Source organism: Agrobacterium vitis, assembly GCF_014926405.1.
Classification (GTDB): domain Bacteria; phylum Pseudomonadota; class Alphaproteobacteria; order Rhizobiales; family Rhizobiaceae; genus Allorhizobium; species Allorhizobium vitis_H.
Window position 1 is genome coordinate 81,073 of record NZ_JACXXJ020000005.1, and the last position, 16,646, is coordinate 97,718.

A 16,646-nucleotide genomic window follows, 5' to 3' on the forward strand; every position below is an offset into this window, starting at 1 on the left:
CTTATGCAACCCGCACCCCTTCACGCCAGATCTGCTTGATGAACGGATGGCCACCATGCTGGCCAATCTGCAAGAGGTCGGCGCGCTTGCCCGGCGCGATCTCGCCGCGGTCGTTGAGGCCAGCGGCTTCTGCCGGGGTCTTGGTGACCATGCGGATGGCGGCGGGCAGGTCGTAGGCGAGATCCGGATCGGCGGCGATGGCGAAGGGCGCGTCCAGCAAGGCACGGGGTACATAATCGGAGGCCAGAATATCGCAGAGGCCTTCGAGCAGCAGATCACGCACTGCCACATTGCCGGATTGTGAGCCGCCGCGCACGATATTCGGTGCGCCGCCGACGATCTGCATGCCACGCTTGCGGGCTTCGCGGGCGGCCTCCAGCGTGCAGGGAAATTCCGAGATTGATACGCCTTCGTCCGCCGCCAGATCGACATGCTCGATATCGGTATCGTCATGGCTGAGCAGCGGCTTGTTGTGGCGTTTGGCGATGTCCACCACCTGCGGGCGGATGCGGTTGCCAATGGCCTGTTTGGCGGTGATCAGGTCCGCAACCCGTGCCGTGGTCACAGCAAGGGCTTCGCCACGCAATTTCGCGACCTTGGCCAGATAGGTGTCGAGATCCCGCGTCTGGCGGATGCCGGGCAGGTGCTCCATGACCGAGACGACGCGCACCAGAGCATGGCCAATATTGGCTTCCATCAGTGCAGGCGTTTGTTCATCGATCACTTCGCAGCGCAGATGCACGAAATGCTCGGCCCGCAACATGCCGGCAGCTTGGGCCTTTTCCAGCGCCTCGATCATTGGCCCCAGGATTTCCGCCCGCTCGCTGCCGTCTTCCGCTGCGCCGACGCAGAGACTGTCGAACACGGTGGTAATGCCGGCGCCGATGATTTGCGCGTCATGGGCAAGGGCTGCCGTCGTATAGTTCCAGCGGACATGGTGTCGGGGAAAGACATGCTTTTCGAAATGGTCGGTGTGGATATCGACGAGGCCTGGGATCAGCATGTCGCCACCAAGGTCGATGGCGTCGCTGGCATGGGTTAACGGGCCGATGGCGATGATCTGGCCGTTTTCAATTTCCACCGTGCCGGTCTGGATGCGGTCGGCAAGGACAATGGCGGCATTGGTCAGGATCAGGCGTTTCGAAGGTGTCTTACCGCTCATGTCCATCCCGATCTCTCCGCTTTTTATTCCACATAGCACGGTTCAGCCGATTCGAGCCGTGCCGCAACAGGCGCGGTGTAAATCTCTGTGATGACCGTTCTATGTCAGCGATGGGAAATCAGACATGAAGATCACGCCACGCCGGTTGCGAACAGTTGTAAGGCAGGGCTTGCGCTTCATACACGCCACGGGCGATGGCGCGGGCCATGGTGAGGGTGGCGAGATGGCAAAGCTCCATGAAGGTCGCAAGGTCCGGCAGTGGCTTTTCGCCGGTGGCGGCGGCAAACACCGTATCGCCATCGGCAGGCAGATGAGCAGGCAATAGTGCCCGCGCCAGTCCGTCATGAGCCATGATCGACAGGCGATGGCATTCCGCCTTGGTCAGTTCAGCATCGGTGACAATGGCGCCAATGGTGGTGGCGATCGGGTCGCGGCCCTTGAGGCGCAATGCGCTATCATCGGGGCTGAAGGAGGGGGGTATGCCGAGGCCGCCGAATTCACCCGCCTGCTCGAAAGGAGCGGCCCAGAAATGCCGTGACGAACCAATCGTGGCCGTACCGAGCGCATTGACGGCGACGATGGCCGCCACGGTATGACCGCTGGCGGAGACGGCGCTGGCCGAGCCGAGCCCGCCCTTGACGGTGGCAGTGGTGGCACCTGTTCCAGCCCCGATTGTTCCTAACGGGAAACTGCCCGGTTTGCGGGCCACGAAAGCCTCATAGCCCATATCGCGATAAGGGGAGTGGAGGCCCCAGTCCTTGTTGCCGCGATTCAGCAGATCCATCAGGATCGCCTGCGGCACGATGGGGACGTTCATATCACCGACTGGAAAACCCTGACCAAGCTGGCGCAGGCCCGCCTGCACGCCGCCCGCGGCATCCAGCCCGAAGGCGGAACCGCCCGACAGGACCAGCGCATTGACCTGCGTGACCAGGGACAGCGCTGGATCGAGCAAGCCCGTCTCACGCCCACCCGGCGCACCGCCCAGCACCGAGCCGGATGCGGTGGCCGGTTGATCGAAGACGATGACAGTCACCCCGGAACCGAGCGCCAGATCGGTGGCATGACCGACCGAAAGACCGGCAACATCCGTCAGCAGGTTGAGAGGGCCGGGTTTCATGCGGGATGCTCCTTCGGATTGTGTTGCGGACGACTTGATTTCAATCAAGGACGCACCGGCAAAGGCCAGTAAGTTTGACGCATAAGCGTTATACCCTGAAAGCGCTCGTAACAAGTTTATACAGTGAATTTAGTGCCTTACGGTTTGGCCGATCGTTGGATTCCCGCGCTGTCGGCCCCTTTTTCGAGATTTGAGCTGTCTATGCAGAAGCCCCAGAAATTCGCCCTTGCCTTCGTTATCGTTCTGCTTGCCGCATCCGGCGGCACCTATGCCTATTTGAAATTCGGACGAGCCGATACGCTGCCGTCAGGCATCGTCACGGGCAATGGCCGGATTGAGGCGACCGAGGTTGATATTGCCAGCAAAAGCGCAGGCCGGCTGGTCTCCGTCGAAGTCGGCGAGGGCGATCTGGTCACCAAGGGCCAGATCCTGGCGCGGATGGATACGGTGGAATTGCAAAGCCAGCTGCGCGCCGCAAAGGCCAAGATCGCCGAAGCCGAACAGAGCCGCGATGCTTCGGCCTTCAAACTGTCGCAGGCGCAGAGCCAGTTCGATCTGGCCGACAAGGATCTGGAGCGCAAGCTGGTCCTGCTCGGCAAAGGTTTCGTTTCCGATCAGGCGGTTGACAGTCAGCGGCTGACCCGTGACAGCGACAAGGCGGCGGTCTCGGCGGCCGAGAGCACGTTAAACAGCGTGCAGGCGACCATCGACAATGCCAAGGCAGAGGCCGACCGCATTGCCCAGACCGTCGCCGATGCGACGCTGACGGCGCCGAAGGACGGGCGGGTGCTTTACCGGCTGGCGGAGCCGGGCGAGGTGCTGGCGGCAGGCGGCAAGGTGCTGACGGTTCTCGATCTGTCGGATGTTTATATGACGATCTATCTTCCGTCTGCGGACGCCGCGAAAACCGCAATCGGGGCTGAGGGCCGTATCCTGCTTGATATTCTGCCGGACCGGGCCATTCCCGGAACGGTGTCCTTCGTCTCGCCGCAAGCGCAATATACGCCGAAACAGGTGGAAATCCGCAGCGAGCGCGACCGATTGATGTTCCGCGTCAAGATCAGCGCACCGAAGGAATTGGTGAAGCAATATCTGCCGCTCGTGAAAACCGGGATCACCGGTCTTGGCTATGTGAAGACTGATGCGGCCGCGGTCTGGCCGGACCGGCTGCAATCCGATCTGACGACAGCGCCTCTCGACCCTTCGGCTTCGAATACCCAACCTTCCGCCAATAAGCCGTAAGCGGGGCAGCTATGGAAAACGCTGTCGAACTGGCAGGCTTGTCCCATTTCTATGGCAAGCGTCAGGCCCTGAGTGCCATCGACCTTGCTATCGAGGCTGGATCGCGGGTCGCCCTAGTCGGGCCGGACGGAGTGGGCAAATCCACGCTTCTGGCGCTGCTGGCGGGCGCAAAAAAAATCCAGCAAGGCCGGATCACGGCGCTTGGGGCGGATATGGCGAGCGCCGGTGCGCGCACCGACGTGCAGCCGCGCATCGCCTATATGCCACAGGGCCTGGGCCGCAACCTCTACCCGAACCTGACGGTTGTCGAGAATATCGACTTCTTCGGCCGGCTGTTCGGGCAGGACGCGACGGAACGGGCCGGGCGTATTGACCGGCTGCTGAAGGCGACTGGGCTTGATCCGTTCGGTGACCGGCTGATGGGCAAGCTGTCGGGCGGCATGAAGCAGAAGCTCGGCCTGTGCTGCGCCCTGGTGCATGATCCCGATCTCCTGCTGCTCGATGAGCCGACGACCGGGGTCGATCCCCTGTCACGACGGCAGTTCTGGGACCTGGTGGAGAGCATCCAGGCCTCGCGGCCCGGCCTGACCATTATCACCGCCACGTCAGATATGGAGGAGGCGAGCCGGTTCCAGCGCGTGGTTCTGGTGTATGATGGCCGTATCCTGGCGGATGGCACCTGCGAGACCCTGCTGCAACAAACCGGGCGGCAAACCCTGGAACAGGCTTTCATTGCGCTTCTGCCGGATGCGGCAAAACAGGGCTATGGTGATCCGCCGCCCAGGCTTGCTTTCGTGGATCGGGGTGAGGTTGCTATCGAGGCCAAGGAGCTGACCCGGTCATTCGGGGCTTTTACCGCTGTCGATCATGTCAGCTTCCGCATTCCCAAGGGTGAAATTTTCGGCTTCCTCGGTTCGAATGGCTGTGGGAAATCCACCACCATGAAAATGCTGACTGGGCTTTTGCCAGCCAGCAGTGGCGAGGCGCGGCTGTTTGGCCAGCCGGTCGATGCCAAGACGGGGGCCGGCGATGTCGATGCTCGCCGTCGGGTCGGTTACATGTCGCAGGGCTTTTCGCTCTATGCCGAATTGACCGTGCAGCAGAATCTCAACCTGCATGCGGCGATTTTCGACCTGACCGGGGAGGCGGCCAAGGCGCGAATCGAGACCTTGGCGCAGCAGTTCGGTCTTCAGCCCTATTTGCAGGCCCTCTCGAGCGATCTGCTGCTCGGAGTGCGCCAGCGCCTTCAATTGGCCGTGGCGCTGATCCACCAGCCGGATATCCTGATCCTCGACGAGCCGACATCCGGCGTCGATCCGCTGGCGCGTGACGGATTCTGGAACGATCTGGTGGAACAATCACGGCAAAACGGCGTGACGATTTTCGTGTCCACCCATTTCATGGCGGAAGCCGAGCGCTGCGACCGCATCGCCTTCATGCATGCTGGTAAGGTGATTGCCTGCGGCACCCCGCAAGAGCTGAAAGAGCAGACCGGCAGCGCCAGCCTGGACGATGCCTTCATCGCCTTCATGAAGGCGGGAGGGCGGCAGGAAAGCCTGACTGACGCAGCAACCCAGCCGCAGGCCGGTGCCGCGACGGTGGCGGAGAACACTGCCGGAGCCTTGGTGCGCAAGGGGTTTTCGCCTGCCCGGCTGATGGCCTATGCCCGGCGCGAGGCGATGGAACTGATGCGCGACAAGATCCGGCTGGGTTTCGCCCTGGCTGGTACGGCGCTGCTGATGCTGATTTTCGGCTACGGCCTGACGCTGGATGTCGATCACCTGCGGTTTGCTGTCCTCGACCGCGACCAGAGTGCCGAAAGCCGGGCCTATATTGATGCCTATGCGGCTTCCTCCGCCTTCACCCTGCAACCTGCGATCTCAGATGAAGCCGGGATGCTGTCGCGGTTGAAGGCCAACGACATTATGCTGGCGCTTGATATACCCGAGAAATTCGGCGCTGATCTCCGGGCCGGCAAGCGGCCGAACGTGCTGGCCATGTTGGACGGCGCCATGCCGTTCCGTGGTGAGACGGCGCTCGGCTATGTCTCCGGTGCCCATCAGCGGTTCTTGCAGGAGATTGTCCGTCAGTCTGGAGGAACGATCCGGTCGGTGGCTGGCGTGGAAATGCGCTATCGCTACAACCAGGCTTTTCTTAGTCTGAATGCCATGGTGCCAGCGGTGATCGCCCTGCTGCTGGTGTTCATTCCCTCTATCCTGACGGCGCTTGGCGTCGTGTCGGAAAAGGAAATGGGATCGATCAGCAATCTCTACGTGACGCCGGTCACCAAGCTGGAATTTCTGCTGGGCAAGCAATTGCCCTATGTGGCCATCGGCTTCATCAACTTCCTGATGATGTTCCTGCTGTCCGTCTGGCTGTTCGGCGTGCCGTTGAAAGGCTCTCTTGCCGGTCTATCGGTGGCTGCTTTTGTCTATGTGCTGGCGACGACCTCAATCGGTATTTTAAGTTCGACCTTCACCTCAACCCAGGTGGCGGCCCTGTTCGTCACCGCCATCGGCACGATGATGCCCGGTACGCAGTTTTCCGGCCTGTTGCAGCCGGTGTCGTCGCTGCAGGGCATGGGCCACGCCATCGGCCTGGTGTTTCCCACCACCTATTTCATGCGCGCCAGTGTCGGGGCTTTCACCAAGGGGTTGGGCTTTATCGAGCTAATGGGCTTCGTCTGGCCGCTGGCCCTGTTCTGGATGGGCGCCATCGGGCTTGGCTGGTCGCTGCTGCGCAAGCAGGAAAGGTAAGGGATATGGATCTTCGCACGGTATTTGCCCTGTTTCGCAAGGAACTGATCGGGCTTTTGCGCGACAAGGTGCTGATGGCCATGGTCATCTATGCCTTCAGCCTGGCGATCTATACCCAGGCGACCGGTCTTTCCCACGATCTGCGCAATGCGACGCTGGCTGTGGTGGACCGGGACATGTCGCAATTGTCGTCTTCCATTCTCGACGGATTGATGCCGCCGCGCTTCCAAAAGCCGGTGGCCATCGCGCCCCAGGATATCGACCGCGCCATGGACCAGGCGCGTTACACCTTTGTGCTGGATATTCCCGAACGGTTCGAGGCCGATGTTTTGGCCGGGCGTAACCCGTCTGTACAGTTGCTGATTGACGCGACCGCGCTGATGCAGGCGGGGGTGGGCTCCAGCACCATCCAGCAGATCGTCAGCCAGCAGGTCGGGCTTTATGCCCAGCGTGTCGGCGTCTCAAGCAGTCAGGCGGTGACGGTGGAAACACGGCTCGCCTTCAATCAATCGCTGAATTCGGAGTGGTTTTCCGGCACGATGGCGCTGATCAACAATATTACCATGCTGGCCATCCTGCTGGCGGGTGCCGCTTTGGTACGCGAACGGGAACATGGGACGCTGGAACATTTGTTGGTCCTGCCGGTCAGGCCTGTCGAAATCATGGTCAGCAAGCTTGCCGCCAATGGTCTGGTTATTCTGGTCATGACGCTGCTTGCCATCGTCACCGTGTTGGTCAAGGTGCTCGGCATGCACATTACCGGCTCACTGACGCTCTACATGGCGGGCGTGGCACTCTACCTGTTTTTCGTCACCTCGTTCGGGCTGTTTTTAGGGACGCTGGCCCGCAGCATGCCGCAACTGGCGCTGCTGTTCATCCTCACCGCTTTGCCGATGAATATCCTGTCAGGCGGGTTCACCCCACTGGAAAGCCAGCCGCAATGGCTGCAAAACGCCATGCAGGTCTCACCTTCGACCCATTTCGTCGCCTTTTCGCAGGCCATTCTCTATCGCGGCGCTGGATTCGAGGTGGTCTGGCCGCAATTTACCGCGACGCTTGGCATCGGGTTGGTATTTTTCCTGTTCAGTCTCAGCCGCTTCCGGACGTTCATCGCTGCGCAGCAGTGAATGAACGTCCGGACCGGATAAAAGATCAGCGTTTCATTGAGCGCGGATCGAGCGCATCACGGATGCCATCGCCGATATAGTTGACGCTGAGGACGGTGAGCGAAATCGCCAGACCCGGCCAGATGGCACGGGCCGGGGTGATTTGCAGGAAGTTTACACCGTCATAGAGCAATCGACCCCAGGTCGGGAAGTCGGAGGGGAAGCCGAGGCCGAGAAAGCTCAGGGCCGATTCCGTGATGATCGCCGAGGCAATGCCGAGCGTGGCCGAGACCATGACGGAGCTGAGCACATTGGGGACGATATGCTTGAGGATCACCCGGTATTCGCGCATGCCGCTCGCCTTGGCGGCCAGCACAAATTCCTGGTTTTTCACCGTCAGCACATCGCCGCGCACGATGCGGGCGGTGTGCATCCAGCTGGTAATGCCGATGACGAAGACGATCAGGATGAAAATCCCGGCTTCCGGGCCGAAGGCGGCGCGCAGCACATCACGAAACAGCATGGTGATGACCAAGAGCAGCGGCAGGATCGGCAGTGCCAGGAACAGATCGGTGATGCGCATCAATGGCCCGTCGATCCGCTTGAAATAGCCTGAGAGCACTCCAACCAACGTGCCGACGAACAGCGAAATCAACATGGCGACCATGCCGACCGCCAGCGAGATTTGCCCACCGGCCAGAACCTGCGCGAACAGATCATGGCCGAGATTATCGGTGCCGAACGGATGGACCCAGGACGGTCCCTGGTTCTTGTCGCGGATATTCAGCTTGTTTGGATCGACGCGGTGGATCAAAGGCCCGACATAGACGGCCAGAACGATCAGCACGAAGACGACAAGGCCGATCACCCCGCCGGTATGGCGGCGGAATTGACCCCAGAGCTGGGCGCTGAAGGATTGCGAGCGGTCGGCTTTGGCCTGGGTGGCGAGAGTGGGCACATCAGTCATAGCGGATCCTCGGATCGAGAATGCCGTACAACACGTCGGCAATAAGATTGAAGAGTACGATCAGCACGGCGAAGATGAAGGTCAGTGTCTGCACCAGCGGCAAGTCGCCGCTCTGGATGGCGGTGATCAGCAATTGGCCAAGACCGTTGACCCGGAAAATCTGCTCGGTGATGATCGCGCCGGAAAAGATCGTCGGCACGCCCAGCGCAATCACTGTTACAACCGGGATCAGGCTGTTGCGCAGCACATGCACCAGCAGCACGGTCTTTTCCTTGACGCCCTTGGCTCGTGCGGTACGCACATAGTCCTGATGCAGATTGTCCAGCATGGAAGCGCGCACGAATCGGCTGATCTGCGAGGTATTATAGAGCGTCAGCACCATGACCGGCAGCACCATCTGCTTGACCTGGGCGACGAAGCTTGTCCAGTCCACCACCTGGAGATTGGTATCGTAGACCGATGGGAACCAGTGCAGGGTCGAGGAGAAGATCACGATCAGTAGCACGCCGGTAAAGAAGGTTGGCACGGAATAGCCGACCATGGAAACGAAGGTGCCGATCTGGTCGAAGATCGAATATTGCTTGTAGGCGGAGATGACGCCAAGCGGAATGGCCAGCAATACGCCGAACACATAGGACAGGCCGACAACCCAGAGTGTCTGCGGCATGCGTTGGACGATCAGGTCAACGACGGGGCTGCGGGTGGTCCAGGACAGGACTCGCAGACGCTGGCCGGAGCCGACGGTCAGGCCGGTGATCTGCTCGAAAATATTCAGCGGCTCATTGATGAAGAACTGCTTCAGCCACAGGAAGAAGCGGACGATCATTGGCTGGTCGAGGCCAAGGGCGGCGCGCATCTGTTCGCGGACTTCCGGCGGGATCGTTAGCGGCAAATCGCCGAGCGGATTGTTGGGCGCCATCGCCAGCAGCGCGAAAATGATGAAGCTGATGATCAGCAGGGTCGGGATGGCAAACAGCAATCGCCGGATCGTATAGGTAAACATTATTTTTTATATCTCCGGGCGCGCCAGGGAGGAGAGATGAAGCTGGAACGGGGCGTCGGCGCCCAAGGGTGGCCGACAACCGCCAGCTCACCGGACCCGCGTCATGCGGGTCCGGCAAGGCGCTTGTTACTTGGCGCGCGACCAGTCGGCGATGTTCCACAACTCGCTGTCCCAGCCGGTCATCTTGATGCCCTGGAGACTTGCGGCGAAGGCCGAAGGCTGACCGCGATAGACGAGCGGCAGATGCGCGCCGGCTTCCGTCAGCATGTCATTGAGCTTTTTGACGATCTCGACGCGTTCTTCGATCTTGGCGGTCTGGGAAAGCTTGGTGACGAGCTTGTCATAGTCCGGATTGCAATAGCGCGGCATGTTCTGGCCCTGCCAGCCGTTTGCCGGGCTGGGGATCTTGTCGCACATCCATTCGGCCATATAGGCTTCCGGGTCGGTGCCGTCGAAATTGTTGGTGTACATTTCCACGTCGGCGTAGAATTTCTGGAACGTGTCCGGGCTGGACGGATCGCCGCCGAAGAATACCGAGGCAGACACATTGCGCAGTTCAGCGCCAACGCCGATTTGCGACCACATATCCTTGACCAGCGCCTGGGTGCCCTGGCGGACGGAGTTGGTCGAGGTCAGGTAGAGGAAGTTCAGCTTGACGCCGTTCTTGGCGCGGATGCCGTCAGAGCCCTTTTTCCAGCCAGCATCGTCCAGCAGCTTGTTCGCGCCGTCGATATCCTGCTTCAGGCACCAGTCATTGGTGGTGGAGACATAGATATCCGGGCCGGGGACAATATTGCAGGTCGGCTTGCCGGCAAGGCCATAACCAGCTTCGACAATCACGTCGCGGTCGATGGCCATGGACAGCGCCTTGCGCACAGCCGGATCGGACAGGGACGGATGCGGGCCGCCTTCCTTGGTGGAGCGCTTGTCGCCCAGGGCAGGATCGGCATTGGTGAAGTTGAGGTTGATACGCTCGACCTGGCTGCCGAAAGCGGTGATGATCTTCCCCTTGCCGGCAGCTTCCATGGTTGCCAGCACTTCAGGCTCGACCTGCATGTTCCAGGCATAGTCGTATTCGCCGGTTTCCATCACGGCGCGGGCCGCTGACAGCGCATCGCCGCCGCCCTTCAGCGTGGCGGTTGCAAAGGCGGGCTTGGCCGGATCGCGGTAGTTTTCATTGGCCGTGAAGGTGATCACGTCGTTCGGCTTGAATTCCTTGACCTTGAAGGGGCCGGTGCCAATAGGGGCAAAGTTGGCAGCCGTGCATTCCGGGGCCTTGGGGCCTAGGCAATCCTTGAACTGGGCCTTCTGGATGATCGGCGCCTGTGAGCCGACAAAAGCCGAATAGGGATAGGGCTTTGGCGAGGTGAATGTGACCTTGATGGTCTGCGGATCAATCGCTTCGACGCTCTTTACACCATCATATTTCTGCTTCTGGGCGCAACCGCCGCCATCTGCCGTGCAATATTGCCAGGTGAAGATCACGTCATCGGCGGTAACCGGCGTGCCATCCGACCATTTGATGCCGTTCGACAATTTCCAGGTGATGCTGGTCAGATCCTTGGAGACGCCGCCGTTTTCCACGGTCGGGATGCTGTCAACCAGCTTGGGAACCAATTCGCCTTTTTCATCGAAGCCAGCCAGCGGCTCAATGACGATGGAGGATGCATATTGCTCCTTGGTGCCGCCGGACAGATAGATGTTCATGGTGGACACGGCCTGCCAGAAAAGCATCTTCAGATCGCCATCACTGCCGCGCTGGGCCATGGCTGGCGCGCCCGTCATCATCAATGACGCGACGGATGCCGCCAGAATGAACCGGATGTTACGCATGGTTTGCTGTTCCCTTGTTAATCTCGTGAACGAGAGTTTTCTTCTGGCAGCGCATGCAAGGACGCTGCCAATTTTCCCCATTGCCTTAATGGCATTGAATTTAAAGAGTATATGGCCCTGATCCCCTCTGGGCCTGATCGGATTGCCTGTCCTGATGATTGGTTTGCCCAAATTTTGGGCTATAAAATCACAAGCTTATTTTTCATTCAAGATGGAAAATGCGGGACCGTGTATCAACTGTGGATAGGGTGCTGGCCAATATACCATTCGGTGGCAAGGCGCTTCAGACATGCTGGCGTCAGTGGCGCCAGCATGTCGCGTATCAATATGCGCTTCTTATAATGGATCTTACTTGCTACGGGTCCAATCCGCAACATTCCACAACTGTGAATCCCAGGGATTGAGCTTTGCACCCTTCAGCGTGTTCGAGATGGCTGAGGGTTCGCCGCGATTGACCAGTGGAATGACCAGGCCGTCATTGACGATCATATCGTTGAGGGCGCGGACCAGTTCGGCGCGTTTTTCGGTGCCGGAGGTCCTGCGCAGCTCGCTCAGCAGCTTGTCATAGGCCGGATCGCAGTAGCGGGCGATGTTCTCACCCTGCCAGTTATTAGCGGGAGTAGGGATTTTTTCGCAGGTGAAGCCACCCATGAATTTCTCAGGATCGGTGCTTTCAAAGCCGCTGGCATACATTTGCACGTCGGCATATAACTTCTGATAGGTGTCGGGGCTGGCTGGATCGCCGCCGAAGAACACCGAAGCGGAGACATTGCGCAATTCGGTTTCGACGCCGATCTGTGACCACATGTCCTTGACCAGAACCTGCGTGCCCTGGCGCACCGAATTGGTGGTCGTCAGGAACAGGAAGGACAGTTTTCGGCCATCCTTTACGCGGATGCCGTCGGGGCCTTTTTTCCAGCCTGCTTCGTCCAGCAGTGTGTTGGCCCCGTCCAGGTCCTGCTTTCCGCACCAGGTCTTGGCCTTGGAGGCGAAAATATCCGGGGCTGGAATGATGTTGCAGGTTGGTTGGCCAGCGGCACCATAGCCTGCCTCAACGATCACGTCGCGGTCGATGGCGAGCGCCAGCGCCCGGCGTACTCTAGGGTCTGATAGGGCAGGATGGGGGCCAGCCTCCTTGGTGGAGCGTTTGGCACCGAGGGTCGCATCGACGGCGTAGGGGTTAAGTTGAATGCGCTCGACCGTAGAGCTGAAGGCCGAGGTCATGGTGCCCTTGCCGGCTTTCAGCATGGATTCCGTCACTTCAGGTTCCACCACCGTATTCCAGGCAAAATCATATTCGCCGGTTTCCAGCACGGCGCGGGCCGCCGACATCGCATCGCCGCCACCTTTCAGGGTAATGCTCGCAAAAGCTGGCTTGGCCGGATCGCGGTAGCGCGGATTGGCGTCAAACAGCACGACGTCATTGGGTTTGAAATCCCGGACGATGAAGGGTCCGGTGCCATGCGGCTTGAAATTGGCCTCGGTGCATTGTGGGGCTTTTTCACCCAGGCAATCCTTGAACTGGGACTGTTGGATAACAGGCGAGAGCTGGCCGACGAAGGCGCTGTAGGGAAAGGGCTTGGGGGCGTCAAACGTCACTTTCACGGTCAGCGGGTCGATGGCCTCCACCGATTTCACCCCGTCAAACTTTGCGGCCTGGGCGCAGCCGCCGCCGGGCGCCATGCAATATTTCCAGGTGAACACCACGTCATCGGCGCTGACAGTACCGCCGTCCGACCAGGTTAGACCCGGTTTCAATTTCCAGGTGATCGAGGTCATGTCCTTGGCGATGCCGCCATTGTCGACGGTGGGGATTTCAGCGGCGAGCCGGGTGAACAGATTGCCCTGCTCGTCGAAACCGGCCAGCGGCTCGATCACCATCGAGGCGGCATAGACTTCCTTGCTGCCGCCCGACAGATAGGGATTGAGGTTGGAAACGGCCTGCCAGAACAGGATCTTTACGTCGCCATCCGTGCCGCGTGCGGCTATGGCAGGGGTACTGACAAGTGCGCCCGTCGCTGCGAAAATGGCGGCTGCCGATAGCGCCCTTAAGGGCCTGTTATACGTCATGGTTGCCGTGTCCTGCTTTGGTTGAGATGATCGCATTGCTTCGCAGCACGGCGCCCAGAGTCAAGAACGCAGAGGTTTAATCTACTAAAATAACAGACAAGATGACGGAGCGCTTTGGCATTCGAACGTGACCCAGAGCGCTGATCTGATTAAGTTTTGGGCCATTGCCATTTCAGGCTATTTTTTGTTCATTCATTGCATTTGCGACTTGCAAAACGCCAGAGTTGATGAACAGTATGCCATCGAAAATCGGATGGGAACAGCAAAAAGAGGTCATTCATGCCCATTTTGAACCGTGCCAGCGCCTTGCAGGAAGAGGTCGCAGGCTGGCGGCGCCATTTGCACCAGACACCGGAACTGTTGTTCGATGTGCATCAGACAGCCGCTTTTGTCACGCAGAAGCTGAAGGAATTCGGCTGCGACGTGGTGGAAACCGGCATTGGCAGAACGGGTGTCGTTGGCATCATCAAGGGCAATCGCGGCGAGGGTACCACCATTGGCATGCGTGCCGACATGGATGCCTTGCCGATCACCGAGATCACGGGCGCGCCCTGGGCTTCGACGGTGCCGGGCAAGATGCATGCCTGCGGCCATGACGGCCACACCGCCATGTTGCTGGGGGCGGCGAAGCACCTGGCTGAGACCCGCAACTTTGCGGGTTCGGTTGCGGTGATCTTCCAGCCAGCGGAAGAAGGCGGCGGCGGTGGTCTTGCCATGGTGCAGGACGGAATGATGGAAAAATTTGGCATTTCCCAAGTGTTCGGCATGCACAATGCGCCGGGCGTGCCGCTCGGCGATTTCGCCATCCGCAAGGGCTCGCTGATGGCAGCGTCCGATACGTTCGAGATTACCATCAAGGGCAAGGGCAGCCATGCGGCCCAGCCGCATATGTCGGTCGATCCGGTGCTGATTTCGGCGCATGTGATCATTGCCTTGCAATCGATTGTGTCGCGCGGCGTCGATCCGCTGGAATCGCTGGTTATCAGCGTCACCACCACCCATGGCGGCGATGCCTATAATGTCATTCCGATGGATGTGACGCTGACCGGCACCGTGCGCACCCTGTTGCCGCAGATCCGCGATTTTGCCGAAAAGCGTGTGCAGGAAGTGGCAAGCGCCACGGCCATGGCGCATGGTGCTATCGCCGAAGTGCATTATCATCGTGGCTATCCCGTTACCTTCAATCACGCCGAAGAGACTGAGTTTGCCGCCTCGGTTGCTGCCAAGATCTCTGGTGAAAACCGGGTGAAGACCGATATGGCGCCTAAAATGGGCGCCGAGGACTTTTCCTACATGCTGGAAAGCCGTCCGGGCGCCTTCATTTTCTTAGGGGTCGGCGATACCGCCAATCTGCACCACCCGGCTTATGACTTCAATGACGAGGCCATTCCTTATGGCATCAGCTATTGGGTGGAATTGGCCGAAACCGGTTTGGCAGCCTGACACCGTGTTTGTCGCGGTGGATCAATAATAAAGTGCCTCGGTCGTGAAATCGAGGCCGAAAACAGGGGAAAACGGGCCTATGGCTGAAGATCTCACCACTCAGGGCGCAATTCAGGGCGGGCATGTCCAGCCGGTTCTGTCCGTGCGCAATCTGACCACCTCGTTTCGGATCGGCGACCAGTGGTCTTCCGTGGTGCGCAACATGAGCTTCGATGTCGCGCCGCGTGAGACCGTCGCCATTGTCGGCGAATCCGGCTCGGGCAAGAGTGTGACCTCCCTGTCGATCATGCAATTGCTGCCGAAGAATTTCAGCCGGATCGAGGGCAGCATCAAGCTGAACGGTCGTGAATTGCTGACGCTGGCGCCGGAAGAGATGCGCCGGGTGCGCGGCAATGATATTGCGATGATCTTCCAGGAGCCGATGACCAGCCTCAACCCGATTTTCCCGATTGGCAAGCAGATCGCCGAGGCTATCCTGTGCCACCGCGATATTTCCAGGGCAGAGGCGAAATCCGAAGTGATCCGGCTGTTGGAAAAGGTCCGCATTCCCAATGCCAAAAGTCGGTTCGATGAATTCCCTCACCAGTTTTCCGGTGGAATGCGCCAGCGCGTGATGATCGCCATGGCACTGGCCACCAAGCCTAAACTGCTGATCGCCGACGAGCCGACCACGGCGCTGGATGTGACCATCCAGGGCCAGATCCTCGACCTGATCAAGGTCCTGCAGGAAGAAGAGGGCATGTCGGTGCTGTTCATCACCCATGACATGGGAGTTGTGGCAGAGGTGTCCGACCGCACCATCGTGATGTTCCGGGGAGAAATGGTCGAAGGCGGCACGACGGATGATATTTTCAACCGCGGCCAGCATCCCTATACGCGGGCACTGCTGTCGGCGGTGCCGAAACTCGGTTCGATGAATGGCCATGCCTTGCCGATGCGGTTTCCGGTGATCGACATCAAGACCGGTGACACCCTGGTCGAGGAAGCGGAAGTCGGCGCCCTCGACATGGTGCCGCGCCCGATCCTCGAAGTGAAAAATCTGACGACACGTTTTGCTATTCGCTCTGGCCTGCTGGGGCGTAAATCCGGCGCCGTGCATGCGGTGGAAAATGTCAGCTTCGATCTCAGGCCCGGCGAGACCCTGTCGCTTGTCGGTGAATCCGGTTGCGGCAAGTCGACGACGGGCCGCTCGATCACCCGGCTGATAGAGCCGAGCAGCGGCACGATTGCGCTTGATGGTTATAATGTCATGTCGCTCGACAGTAGCACCCTGCGCAAGATGCGCCGCAGCATCCAGATGGTGTTTCAGGACCCGTTTGCCAGCCTTGATCCGCGCATGTCGGTTGGCACCGCGGTGATGGAGCCTTTTCTGGAGCATAATCTCGGCACCAAGGCACAGGCGCGCGAAAAGGCCGCCGATCTGTTGCAGCGCGTCGGCCTCAGCGCCGATATGATGCGCCGCTACCCGCATGAGTTTTCAGGCGGCCAGCGCCAGCGCGTCGCCATTGCCCGGTCGCTGATGCTCGATCCGAAAGTGATCGTCGCCGACGAAGCGGTCTCGGCGCTCGACGTATCGATCAAGGCGCAGGTCTGCAACCTGCTGCTCGATTTGCAGGAAAGCTTCAATCTCGCCTATCTGTTCATTTCCCACGACATGGCCGTGGTGGAGCGCGTCAGCCACCGGGTTGCGGTGATGTATCTGGGTGAAATCGTTGAAATCGGCCCGCGCCAGGCGGTGTTTGACAATCCGCAGCATCCCTATACCAAAAAGCTGATCGCCGCGGTGCCGGTGCCCGATCCGGCGCGCCGCAACATCACCCGGCAAATGTCGACCGATGAAATCAAGAGCCCGGTGCGGCCCTTGGGCTATGAACCTCCGGCGCGCCATTACCGGGAGGTCTCGGCGGGTCATCTGGTGCAGGAAACGGTGTAAGCGCCGCTGGT

11 protein-coding genes are annotated in these 16,646 nt (G+C 59.8%); 5 read left to right on the forward strand and 6 right to left on the reverse strand.

The window, feature by feature from the left end; translation table 11 throughout:
• Position 1: 1 nt before the first annotated feature.
• Both IEI95_RS11560 and IEI95_RS11565 read right to left on the reverse strand, forming a co-directional pair.
• Entirely contained in the window at positions 2–1,162 is a 1,161-nt protein-coding gene (locus IEI95_RS11560; RefSeq protein ID WP_234934215.1) for an alpha-D-ribose 1-methylphosphonate 5-triphosphate diphosphatase, read from the reverse strand.
• A gap of 118 nt (positions 1,163–1,280) precedes the next feature.
• A complete protein-coding gene (locus IEI95_RS11565; RefSeq protein ID WP_194416448.1) occupies positions 1,281–2,282 on the reverse strand; it encodes a P1 family peptidase in 1,002 nt (333 codons plus the stop codon).
• A 201-nt stretch (positions 2,283–2,483) separates the two neighbouring features.
• Between IEI95_RS11565 and IEI95_RS11570 the strand changes: the two genes are divergently transcribed.
• The 3 genes from IEI95_RS11570 to IEI95_RS11580 are packed head-to-tail and all read left to right on the forward strand — an operon-like array spanning position 2,484 to position 7,407.
• Entirely contained in the window at positions 2,484–3,524 is a 1,041-nt protein-coding gene (locus tag IEI95_RS11570; RefSeq protein WP_194416449.1) for an HlyD family secretion protein, read from the forward strand.
• Between the two features lie 11 nt (positions 3,525–3,535).
• Positions 3,536–6,280, forward strand: coding sequence for a ribosome-associated ATPase/putative transporter RbbA (rbbA, locus tag IEI95_RS11575; RefSeq protein WP_156536024.1), 2,745 nt, complete (start codon positions 3,536–3,538; stop codon positions 6,278–6,280).
• A gap of 5 nt (positions 6,281–6,285) precedes the next feature.
• On the forward strand, positions 6,286–7,407 hold the full coding sequence (locus IEI95_RS11580) for an ABC transporter permease (RefSeq protein WP_194416450.1): 1,122 nt from the start codon (positions 6,286–6,288) through the stop codon (positions 7,405–7,407).
• A 25-nt stretch (positions 7,408–7,432) separates the two neighbouring features.
• Here the strand turns inward: IEI95_RS11580 and IEI95_RS11585 are convergent, their stop codons facing one another.
• The 4 genes from IEI95_RS11585 to IEI95_RS11600 all read right to left on the reverse strand — a co-directional run bounded on the left by IEI95_RS11585 (position 7,433) and on the right by IEI95_RS11600 (position 13,259).
• Positions 7,433–8,353 (reverse strand): ABC transporter permease, encoded by a 921-nt coding sequence (locus IEI95_RS11585; protein WP_156536025.1) that lies wholly within the window; start codon positions 8,351–8,353, stop codon positions 7,433–7,435.
• On the reverse strand, positions 8,346–9,356 hold the full coding sequence (locus IEI95_RS11590) for an ABC transporter permease (protein ID WP_015917205.1): 1,011 nt from the start codon (positions 9,354–9,356) through the stop codon (positions 8,346–8,348). The genes IEI95_RS11585 and IEI95_RS11590 overlap by 8 nt, the downstream gene beginning before the upstream one ends.
• 126 nt (positions 9,357–9,482) lie before the next feature.
• Positions 9,483–11,189, reverse strand: coding sequence for a peptide ABC transporter substrate-binding protein (locus IEI95_RS11595; protein ID WP_156537120.1), 1,707 nt, complete (start codon positions 11,187–11,189; stop codon positions 9,483–9,485).
• A gap of 348 nt (positions 11,190–11,537) precedes the next feature.
• Positions 11,538–13,259 (reverse strand): peptide ABC transporter substrate-binding protein, encoded by a 1,722-nt coding sequence (locus IEI95_RS11600; protein ID WP_194416451.1) that lies wholly within the window; start codon positions 13,257–13,259, stop codon positions 11,538–11,540.
• Positions 13,260–13,538: 279 nt separating this feature from the next.
• On the opposite strand from IEI95_RS11600, the gene IEI95_RS11605 reads away from it, so the two are divergent.
• Both IEI95_RS11605 and IEI95_RS11610 read left to right on the forward strand, forming a co-directional pair.
• Positions 13,539–14,702: a M20 aminoacylase family protein gene (locus IEI95_RS11605; protein WP_156537118.1), complete on the forward strand. Its 1,164-nt coding sequence runs from the start codon at positions 13,539–13,541 to the stop codon at positions 14,700–14,702.
• Positions 14,703–14,781: 79 nt separating this feature from the next.
• The gene (locus IEI95_RS11610; protein WP_071203868.1) at positions 14,782–16,635 is read left to right on the forward strand and encodes an ABC transporter ATP-binding protein; all 1,854 of its coding nucleotides are present in this window, start codon (positions 14,782–14,784) and stop codon (positions 16,633–16,635) included.
• Positions 16,636–16,646: the final 11 nt, after the last annotated feature.